Source organism: Phenylobacterium sp. (assembly GCF_030646615.1).
Lineage (GTDB): Bacteria > Pseudomonadota > Alphaproteobacteria > Caulobacterales > Caulobacteraceae > Phenylobacterium.
Genome location: NZ_JAUSLG010000033.1, coordinates 1 through 9,665, shown reverse-complemented (window position 1 = coordinate 9,665; position 9,665 = coordinate 1). Strand labels below are relative to the sequence as shown.

Sequence of the window (9,665 nt, the reverse complement as noted above, 5' to 3'; positions counted from 1 at the left end):
GGCCAGCCATTTGGCCAGGCGCTGGGCGGTCTCCGACATGGGCGGCATCATCCTGGCCACCGAGGCCTCGATGCGCATCAGCCCCTCGACCGGCTCGCAGGCGGCCAGGCGGATCATGGCCGCCAGCCGGGCGCCGAGGTCGAGGTCCTTGCCGATGATGTCGTCGAGGCCGGACTTGGAGCCAAGGATTTCCGACAGGGGCTGCTCGATGACGGCCAGGGCCAGGCCTCGGGGCGGACCGGCGACGGGGGCGGAATCGGCCAGGTCCAGCAGGCGGGTGACCTTCTCGGTCCAGCTGCGGGCCGGCGCGATGGAGACCGCCACCCCGGCGCCCAGTAGATAGGCGCGCTCCGGGTGCTGGGCCACGCGCTCGGCGGCGCGGGCGAAGCCTTCCTTGTCGACGTCCGGCAGCTCGCCCTTGCGAGCGTCCTTGAGCAGGCGCTCGATGGCGCGCTCCACCAGGCCCTGGAAGACCCGGATCAGCTCATGGACCGACAGGCCGCGGGCCTGGGCCTCGGGGATGGCCAGCTTCTGGATGGCATGCTGCAGGTCGGTGCCCGAGGCCTCCAGCTCCTCCACCAGGTCGGCGCGGTGCAGCAGTTCGAAGGGGGTGGCGCCCTTGCGCTCCAGGAAGCCCTCCAGCAGGCGGCCGATCCGGTCGCGGGCGTGGATCGTGTAGAGATCCTGCGGGCTGACGCAGAGCGGGTCGTTGTCCTCCTTGACCTTGGATTTCTTCGGCGCCTCGCTGTTCCCCAGGTTCAGGATGCCGATGGACTGGAACTCGCGGGTCTCGGGATCCAGGGTCTCCTTGGTGACGCGCACGGCGGCGGCCTTCCTGGCGGCCATCATCTCGTTGGCGGCCGCCAAGGCGCCGGCGCGGTTCTCCGTGGCCAGGTCGAGCACCCAGGCGCCGCCCGGCGTCTTCTTGCTGAAGACCTCGTAGTGAACCTGCGCGCCGGTCATAGAACCTCCCAAAGGAAGACCCATGTTCGCGCAACAAACTTAAAGCCAGTTTACTGCGACGATTGGGCGCGAGCGGCGCGGTGACGCGTTATAGGGATGTAGGCGCTTTCCCCGCCCCATTGAGGCCACGCTGTGGGGCGACTAGCTTCGCTGCTGCTTCCTGAAAGGAATTGATCCCCGATCATGGCCAAGATCACCCTGGTGGACGACGACGAGAACATCGTCACGTCGGTGAGCCTCGCCCTCGAAAGCCACGGCCACACGGTCAAGGCCTATTACGACGGCGCTGCGGGCCTCGCGGCCCTGGAGAACGACCCGCCCGACCTGGCCATCCTCGACGTGAAGATGCCGCGGATGGACGGCATGGAGGTGCTGCGCCGCCTGCGCCGGACCTCCGACCTGCCGGTGATCATCCTGACGTCCAAGGACGAGGAGATCGACGAGATCCTCGGCTTCAACCTGGGCGCCGACGACTACATGCACAAACCCTTCAGCCAGCGCCTGCTGATCGAACGGGTGAAGGCGGTGCTGCGCCGGGCCGGCGCCGACGCCGAGGAGGCGCTCGCCACCCCCGGCGACACCAACGCGCGCGCCCTGAAGCGCGGCAAGCTGACCCTCGATCCCGCCCGCCACGACTGCCTGTGGGAGGGCAAGCCGGTGAAGCTGACGGTGACGGAGTTCCTGCTGCTGCAGTCGCTGGCCCAGCGTCCCGGCTTCGTGAAGAGCCGCGACAACCTGATGGACGCCGCCTACGACGATCAGGTCTATGTCGACGACCGCACCATCGACAGCCACATCAAGCGCATGCGGAAGAAGTTCCGCGAGGTCGACCCCGAGTTCGACGGCATCGAGACCCTTTATGGCGTCGGATACCGATACCGCGAGACCTGACCCGGGACGGTTGTCCTCATGGTTCGGCTGGCTGCCAGGCTCGCGCCTGGGGCGGCTCATCATCGTGCTCAACCTGCTGGGCCTGACGATCCTGATCATCGGGGCCCTGGTGCTGAACGAGCTGCGCCGGGGCCTGGTGAACGCCCGGATCGACAGCCTGACCACCCAGGGCGAGCTGATGGCCACCATCATCGACCAGGCCGCCACGGTGGGCGAACCCCTGCCGTCGATGGACGGCGCATACGCCAGCCAGATCCTGCAGCTGCTCTCCAACCCCCGCACCCAGCGGGCGCGGCTGTTCGACTCGAAGGGCCGGCTGATCGCCGACAGCTACTGGGTCGCCGACCGGGTGGAATGGAAGGTGCTGCCCCCCGCCCGGCCCCGGGAGGACGATCCCGGCTTCTCCCTGCAGTTCCGCGCCGAGCGCAAGCCGCCCGGGCCGCAGCCGGGGGTGCAGAAGGCGCTGGCCCACGAGGTCGCCCAGGCGCTCGACGGCAAGCACTGGGCCGGCATGCGGGCCGGCGACGACGGGGAGCGGGTGGTCTCGGTCTCCATCCCCATCCAGCACGTCCAGGCGGTACTCGGCGTCCTGACCCTGGAGGCCAGCGACGTCGACGAGATCATCGCCCGCGAGCGCCTGGCCCTGATCCCCTTCATCCTGATCGCCATCGGGGTGACCCTGGCCTCCTCCCTGCTGCTCAACAACCTGATCGCCCAGCCGGTGCGCCGGCTGGCGCGGGCCGCCGACCGGGTGCGGCTGAGCCGGGCCCGCTCCATCTCCCTGCCCGATATCGCCCGGCGCGACGACGAGTTGGGGGACCTGACGCGGTCCCTGCAGGACATGACCCATGTGCTTTCCGAGCGAATGGACGCCATCGAGCGGTTCGCCGCCGACGTGGCCCACGAGATCAAGAACCCGCTGACCTCCCTGCGCTCGGCGGTGGAGACCCTGGAGCTGGTGAAGGACCCGGCGGCCCGCGAACGGCTGCTGGCCATCCTGCAACAGGACGTCACCCGCCTGGACCGGCTGGTGACCGACATCTCCAACGCCTCGCGGCTGGACGCCGAGCTGTCGCGGGAGGATCCCAAGGCCTTCGACCTGGGTCATCTGATCGGCGAGGTGGTGCAGCTCTACCAGGACACCGCCAAGGCCGGGGAGGCCCGCGTGGTCTTCACCGCCCAGGACACCCTGGAGCCGATCATGGTCTCCGGACGCGAGGGGCCGCTGGGCCAGGTGTTCCGCAACCTGATCGACAATGCGCGCTCCTTCAGCCCCCGAGACGGCGAGGTCCGGGTGCGGCTGGAGCACGCCCGGGGCGAGGCCACCGTGGCGGTGGAGGACGACGGCCCCGGCATTCCGCCCGACAATCTCGAAACCGTGTTCGAGCGGTTCTACACCTCGCGGCCCAAGGGCGCGGCCTTCGGCGGCAATTCGGGCCTGGGCCTGTCCATCGCCCGCCAGATCGTCGCCGCCCAGGGCGGGACCATCCGGGCGGAGAACCGCACAGGGGCGGACGGCCAGACCGCCGGCGCCCGCTTCACCGTTGTGCTGCCCGAGGCTCGCCGGTGATCCTGCACGCCGGGCTGATCGCGGCCTTCCGCGGCGGGCGCTGGCGCGGCGTCCTGATCGAGGGCGCCTCGGGGGCCGGCAAGAGCGACCTGGCCCTGCGTTGCCTGGACCGGGGCTTCCGCCTGGTGGCCGACGACCGGGTGACGCTCTGGACCTCGGGCGGTCGGCTCTATGGGAGGGCGCCGGAGACCCTGGCGGGGCGGATCGAGGTGCGCGGCCTGGATGTCGTGGCCGAACCGGCCCTGGCCTGGAGCGGCGTCGACCTGGCGGTCCGCTGCGGAACGCCGGAGCGCATCCCGGAACGGGCCTTCCTGACGCACCTCGGGTTGAGCACACCCCTGATAACTCTCGCACCGCTTGAATCCTCGGCGCCTGTGAAACTGAGTCGCGCATTGCAGCATCTTGGAGGCGGCCAAGAAGGAGCGTATCTAGGCGGCCTCGCGGCCGGCGTTTCGCCGCCGCCGGGTGGGGATTCCCGTTGAGAGAGTTGGCATGATCGGCCTCGTGATCGTCACGCACGGGCGTCTGGCCGAGGAGTTCGTCTTCGCCATGGAGCACGTGGTGGGCCCGCAGACCGCGGTGGCCTCCATCTGCATCGGGCCGGAAGACGACATGGAAAAGCGGCGCCAGGACATCCTGGCGGCCTGCGGACGCGTCGATACCGGCGACGGCGTCATCCTGCTCACCGACATGTTCGGCGGCACGCCCTCGAACCTGGCCATCTCGGTGATGGAGCAGACCAAGGCCGAGGTGATCGCCGGCCTGAACCTGCCCATGCTGATCAAGCTGGCCAGCGTGCGCGCCAAGCTGCCGCTGCAGGACTGCGTGGCCCACGCCCAGGAGGCCGGGCGCAAGTACATCTCCGTGGCCTCCTACGTGCTGGCCGGCGAGAAATGACGGCGAGCCGCTCGGTCGAGATCGTCAACAAGCGGGGCTTGCACGCCCGGGCCTCGGCCAAGTTCGTCAAGATGGCCTCGACCTTCGACGCCGAGGTCACGGTCTGCAAGGACGGCCAGACGGTGGACGCCCGCTCGATCATGGGCCTGATGATGCTGGCCGCCGGCCCCGGCGCCTGCATCGAGATCCAGGCGCACGGCGCCGAGGCCCAACCGGCCCTCGAGGCCCTGGCCAAGCTGGTGGCCGACCGTTTCGACGAGGACGAGTAGGCGGACTATCACCGGCGCCGTGCGGCTCCCGCTGTCGGAAGAAGATTGTCCACGAACCTCACGAACAAACAAAGGGTGTCATCCTGGTTTCCGCGGCACGCGGAAGACCGGGACCCATATTCACCGATCTTTCCTGAGAGCCCCGCGCATCTGGGTCCCGGCCCGCCGCTTCGCTGCGGCCGGGATGACACCAGGGTTTGCCGCGTTCAGCCCTAGGTCTTCAGCTTGTAGCCGGTGCGGAAGATCCAGGTGATCGCCCCGAGGCAGAGCAGCATGAAGCCGAAGGTGGCCGCCAGGCTGACGCCGACGCCGACGTCGGACTTGTCGTAGAAGGCCCAGCGGAATCCGGAGACCAGGTAGACCACCGGGTTGAACAGGGTGATCTTCTGCCAGAGCGGCGGCAGCATGCTGATGGAATAGAAGCTGCCCCCCAGGAAGGTCAGGGGCGTGACGATCATCATCGGCACGATCTGCATCTTCTCCCAGCCGTCGGCCCAGACCCCGATCACGAAGCCGAACAGGCAGAAGGTCACCGCCGTGAGCGCCAGGAAGGCGATCATCACGAAGGGGTGGGCGATGGAGAAGGGCACGAACAGCCTCGCCGTGCCTAAGATGATCAGGCCCAGGATCACCGACTTGGTGGCCGCGGCCCCCACATAGCCGATGACGATCTCGATCGGCGAAATGGGCGCCGACAGCACCTCGTAGATCGTCCCCGACCACTTGGGCATGTAGATACCGAAGGACGCGTTCGAGATGCTCTCGGTCAGGATCGACAGCATGATCAGGCCGGGCACGATGAAGGCGCCGTAGCTGACCCCGTCGATCTGGGTCATCCGCGACCCGATGGCCGAGCCGAAGACGATGAAATAGAGCGAGGTGGAGATCACCGGCGAGGCGATGGACTGCATCAGCGTCCGCCAGGTCCGCGCCAGCTCGAACTGGTAGATGGCCTTGACCGCATAGAGGTTCATTGGGGCGCCCTCACCAGGCTGACGAAGATGTCTTCCAGGGAGCTCTGCCGGGTCTGCAGGTCCTTGAAGTCGATGCCGTGGGCCTCCAGCCTGCGCAGCAGGGCGGCGATGCCGGTATCCTCGGCCTGGGCGTCGAAGGTGTAGATCAGCTCGTGGCCGTCGGCCGCCAGCTCCAGGGGCTCGCCGGCCAGTTCGGGCGGAATAGCCGCCAGCGGGCTCTGCAGCTGAAGGGTCAGGCGCCGCTCGCCCAGCTGGCGCATCAGCACGTCCTTCTCCTGGACCAGGATGATCTCGCCCTTGCGGATCACCCCGATCCGGTCGGCCATCTCCTCGGCCTCCTCGATATAGTGGGTGGTCAGGATGATGGTGACGCCGCTCTCGCGCAGGGCGCGGACCATCTCCCACATGTCCCGGCGCAGTTCGACATCGACGCCGGCGGTGGGCTCGTCGAGGAACAGGATCTTGGGCTCGTGGGACAGGGCCTTGGCGATCATCACGCGGCGCTTCATGCCCCCCGACAGCGCCATGATCTTGGTGTCCTTCTTGTCCCAGAGGGACAGGTCCTTGAGCACCTTTTCCAGATGGGCCGGATTGGGCGACTTGCCGAACAGGCCGCGGCTGAACTTGACGGTGTCCCAGACGGTCTCGAAGGCGTCGGTGGACAGCTCCTGCGGCACCAGGCCGATCTTGGTCCGGGCGGCGCGGAACTCGCGGACGATGTCGTGGCCGTCGGCCAGCACCTGGCCGGAGCTGGCGTTGACGATGCCGCAGATGATCGAGATCAGGGTCGTCTTCCCCGCCCCATTGGGACCGAGCAGGGCGAAGATTTCCCCTTGGCGGATCTCCAGGTCCACGCCTTTCAGCGCCTGGAATCCTCCGGCATAGGTCTTGGTCAGACCCTTAACGGAAACGATGGACGACAACCGCAGCACTCCCCCTCGGCGTCACAGCCAGATAGGCGCCCCGACCGGGCGAAGCTAGACCCGAGGACGTCGCGGGGGGCGCCAATCCGACCTGCGCCGGAAATAAAGGGCTCAGGCGGTCAGGGTCGCGCCCGTTCCCATGGGCCGAAGGCCGAGCTCGGCCATCAGGGCCGCATCGGTGTCCTTGTCCGGATTGCTGGTGGTCAGCAGCTTGCCGCCCACGAACATGGAGTTGGCGCCGGCCAGGAAGCACAGGGCCTGCAGTTCGCGCGACATGTGCTCGCGCCCCGCCGAGAGGCGGACCACGGCCTTGGGGCAGACGATGCGGGCGACGGCGATCATCCGCACGAATTCCAGCCCGTCCACCGCCTCGCTGTCGCCCAGCGGGGTGCCCGGGATGGGCATGAGGTCATTGATCGGCAGGCTGTCGGGATGGGCCGGCAGGGTGGCGAGCGCATGCAGCAGGCCGGCGCGGTCGCGACGGGTCTCGCCCATGCCGACAATGCCGCCGCAGCAGGTGGAGAGGCCCGCGTCCCGCACCGCCGCCAGGGTGTCCAGCCGGTCCTGATAGGTCCGCGTGGTCACCACCTGGTCGTAATAGTCCGGCCCGGTGTCGAGGTTGTGGTTGTAGTAGTCGAGGCCGGCGTCCTTGAGCGCCTGGGCCTGTTCGGGCTTCAGCATGCCCAGCGTCGCGAAGGTCTCCATCCCCAGGGCCTTCACGCCGGAGATCATGGCGGCGACCTTGGGCAGGTCGCGATCCTTCAGGTCGCGCCAGGCGGCCCCCATGCAGAAGCGCTGGGCGCCCCCGGCCTTGGCCTCGGCGGCGGCGGCGATCACGGTCTGCGCCTCCATCAGCTTGCTGGCGGCGACGCCGGTGTTGAAGTGCTGGGACTGGCTGCAATAGCCGCAGTTTTCCGCGCAACCGCCGGTCTTGACCGACAGGAGCTGCGAGAGCTGGACCTCGGACGGATCGAACCACCGGCGATGAATCGCCGCGGCGTCGAACACCAGCTCCATGAACGGGCGCTCGAAAAGCGCCTCGATCTCGGCCAGCGTCCAATCCTGGCGCGGCTGGGCGGGGTCGACATGGCGGATTGGCGCGTTCATGGAGCACTCCTGGTCGGCGGCGCGGCCGGGTCATCGCGTTTCGTCTCCCTATAGGCCGCCTGGCCCAGGAGGAAAACGCTTCGAGAGGACGGATCATGGGCACGACCAACGAAGAGATCGAGCTGAAATTTCTCTGTGAGCCCGCCGACCTGGACGCTCTGCTGGCCGCCGCCGAGGGCGCGGATGACAGCGCGGCCGATCTCAGCGCCACCTATTTCGATACGCCCGAACACCGCCTGCGCGAACTGGGCGCGGGCCTGCGCATCCGCCAGGAGCCGGACGGCCGGCTCCAGACCCTCAAGGCCGGTTCAGGCCTCCGCCGCCAGGAGGACGAGACCCCGGTGGAGGCCGACCTGCCTGATCCGGAGCACGCCGCCCTGCGCGACCTGATCGGGGCTGCGGAGATCGCCCGCCTGGAGCCCCTGTTCACCGTCAAGGTCCACCGCCGCAAGCGTCTCCTGACCCGCGACGGGGCCCGGGTGGAGCTGGCTGTGGACCAGGGCGAGGTCCGCGCCGGGCGCCGCAAGTCCGCGGTCTGCGAGGTGGAGCTGGAGCTGAAGGCCGGCGCGCCCGCCGCCCTCTTCGCCCTGGCCCGGGAGCTTTTCGAAGTGGCGCCCCTCTATCTCAGCTTCGAGACCAAGGCCGATCAGGGGTTCGCCCTGGCCGACGGGGGCCGTTCAGCCAAGCGCCACGACCAGCCCGATCTGAAACGGGACATGAGCGCTTCGGCGGCCTTCCAGGCCATCGCCCGCTCGGCCCTGGCGCAGATCGCCGCCAATGGCCTGGTCCTGCGCGGCTCCGACTCGCCGGAAGCCCTGCACCAGCTGCGGGTCGCCGCCCGGCGGCTGCGCAGCGCCCTGACCACCTTCAAGCCGCTGATCGCCGATGACCGGCTCGAGCCTCTGAAGGGTGAGCTCAAATGGCTGGCCGGCGCCTGCGACGAGGCGCGCAACCTCGATGTCTTCATCGACGAGACCTATCGGCCGGCCGCCCAGGGCGCCGCGGCCATCCATGGCCTGGCTGATCTCGGCCAGGCGCTGGAGACCGCCCGGGGCCGCGCCCACGCCCATGCCCGGGCGGCGGTGGCCTCGACCCGTTTCCGCGCCCTGCTGCTGGAGCTCTATGCCTGGATCGAGACCGGCGACTGGCTGGACGCCCTGGAGGACGGCGGCGGCACGGCCGGGGACTTCGCCGCCAAGGCCCTGTCGCGGCGCCGGCGCAAGCTGGAGAAGAAGGCCGCCGACCTGATGAACCTCAGCGACGAGGCCCGCCACCAGGCGCGCATCCAGGCCAAGAAGCTACGTTACGGCGCCGAGGCCTTCCGGCCCCTGCTCAAGGACAAGGCCGCCCGGCGGCTGATCAAGAAGACCAAGAAGCTGCAGGAATCCCTCGGCGCCCTGAATGATGCGGTGTCGGCGGAGACCCTGCTCACGGGCCTGGCCCTGGAGGGCGCGGCCCTCTACGCCGCTGGCCACCTGGCCGGGGAACTTCAGGCGCGGCGGCCCGATCATCTCAAGGGCGCCGAGCGCGCCTGGACTGCGCTGAGCAAAACCGACGACGCTTGGTAAGGAAGACATAAGGATATCTTTATACGATCCTTGCTCCGGGCCGGTGTCCCGGCTATAGAGCCCCAAAACCGCATGTGCAGGCTTCTCTGGCCCGCCCCCGCGACAGGACCGCAGGACCCCACGACATGACCGACTACATCGTCAAGGACATCAGCCTGGCCGACTTCGGCCGCAAGGAAATCGAGATCGCCGAGACCGAAATGCCCGGTCTGATGGCGACCCGAGAGGAATATGGCGCCGCCCAGCCCCTGAAGGGCGCGCGCATCGCCGGCTCCCTGCACATGACCATCCAGACCGCGGTCCTGATCCAGACCCTGGAAGCCCTGGGCGCCGAGGTCCGCTGGGCCTCGTGCAACATCTTCTCCACCCAGGACCATGCCGCCGCCGCCATCGCCGCGGCCGGCACGCCGGTGTTCGCCATCAAGGGCGAGACCCTGATCGAGTACTGGGAATACGCCCACAAGATCTTCGAATGGGCCGACGGCGGCTATCCGAACCTGATC

The 9,665-nt window shown here is 68.6% G+C and carries 10 protein-coding genes and 1 pseudogene; 7 read left to right on the top strand and 4 right to left on the bottom strand.

The features are described 5' to 3' along the window. Positions 1–963, bottom strand: a pseudogene (locus Q7S93_RS05305) (hypothetical protein); the annotation flags it as partial. A gap of 183 nt (positions 964–1,146) precedes the next feature. On the opposite strand from Q7S93_RS05305, the gene Q7S93_RS05300 reads away from it, so the two are divergent. Genes Q7S93_RS05300 through Q7S93_RS05280 form a run of 5 tightly spaced genes read left to right on the top strand, consistent with a single transcriptional unit; the run spans position 1,147 to position 4,590 of the window. Further along, the gene (locus Q7S93_RS05300) at positions 1,147–1,854 is read left to right on the top strand and encodes a response regulator transcription factor (protein WP_304712697.1); all 708 of its coding nucleotides are present in this window, start codon (positions 1,147–1,149) and stop codon (positions 1,852–1,854) included. Then, on the top strand, positions 1,823–3,424 hold the full coding sequence (locus Q7S93_RS05295) for a stimulus-sensing domain-containing protein (RefSeq protein ID WP_304712696.1): 1,602 nt from the start codon (positions 1,823–1,825) through the stop codon (positions 3,422–3,424). Before Q7S93_RS05300 ends, Q7S93_RS05295 begins: the two co-directional genes overlap by 32 nt. Then, positions 3,421–3,906, top strand: a complete 486-nt coding sequence (locus tag Q7S93_RS05290; RefSeq protein WP_304712695.1) for an HPr kinase/phosphorylase — start codon at positions 3,421–3,423, stop codon at positions 3,904–3,906. Before Q7S93_RS05295 ends, Q7S93_RS05290 begins: the two co-directional genes overlap by 4 nt. A 10-nt stretch (positions 3,907–3,916) precedes the next feature. Further along, on the top strand, positions 3,917–4,321 hold the full coding sequence (locus tag Q7S93_RS05285; protein ID WP_304712694.1) for a PTS sugar transporter subunit IIA: 405 nt from the start codon (positions 3,917–3,919) through the stop codon (positions 4,319–4,321). Further along, positions 4,318–4,590 (top strand): HPr family phosphocarrier protein, encoded by a 273-nt coding sequence (locus tag Q7S93_RS05280; protein ID WP_304712693.1) that lies wholly within the window; start codon positions 4,318–4,320, stop codon positions 4,588–4,590. Before Q7S93_RS05285 ends, Q7S93_RS05280 begins: the two co-directional genes overlap by 4 nt. 212 nt (positions 4,591–4,802) lie before the next feature. Here Q7S93_RS05280 and Q7S93_RS05275 read toward each other — a convergent pair whose 3' ends face one another. From Q7S93_RS05275 to bioB, 3 genes are all read right to left on the bottom strand, one after another. Further along, on the bottom strand, positions 4,803–5,564 hold the full coding sequence (locus Q7S93_RS05275; RefSeq protein ID WP_304712692.1) for an ABC transporter permease: 762 nt from the start codon (positions 5,562–5,564) through the stop codon (positions 4,803–4,805). Next, positions 5,561–6,496 carry an ABC transporter ATP-binding protein gene (locus Q7S93_RS05270; RefSeq protein ID WP_304712691.1) on the bottom strand — a complete coding sequence of 312 codons (936 nt, stop codon included), beginning with the start codon at positions 6,494–6,496 and terminating at the stop codon, positions 5,561–5,563. The genes Q7S93_RS05275 and Q7S93_RS05270 overlap by 4 nt, the downstream gene beginning before the upstream one ends. 102 nt (positions 6,497–6,598) lie before the next feature. Next, positions 6,599–7,594, bottom strand: coding sequence for a biotin synthase BioB (gene bioB / locus Q7S93_RS05265; protein WP_304712690.1), 996 nt, complete (start codon positions 7,592–7,594; stop codon positions 6,599–6,601). A gap of 95 nt (positions 7,595–7,689) precedes the next feature. Between bioB and Q7S93_RS05260 the strand changes: the two genes are divergently transcribed. Further along, complete coding sequence (locus Q7S93_RS05260) at positions 7,690–9,162, top strand: CYTH and CHAD domain-containing protein (protein WP_304712689.1); 1,473 nt, start codon at positions 7,690–7,692, stop codon at positions 9,160–9,162. A gap of 125 nt (positions 9,163–9,287) precedes the next feature. Continuing rightward, positions 9,288–9,665: adenosylhomocysteinase (locus Q7S93_RS05255; protein ID WP_304712688.1), on the top strand; the 378-nt coding region annotated here is incomplete at its 3' end.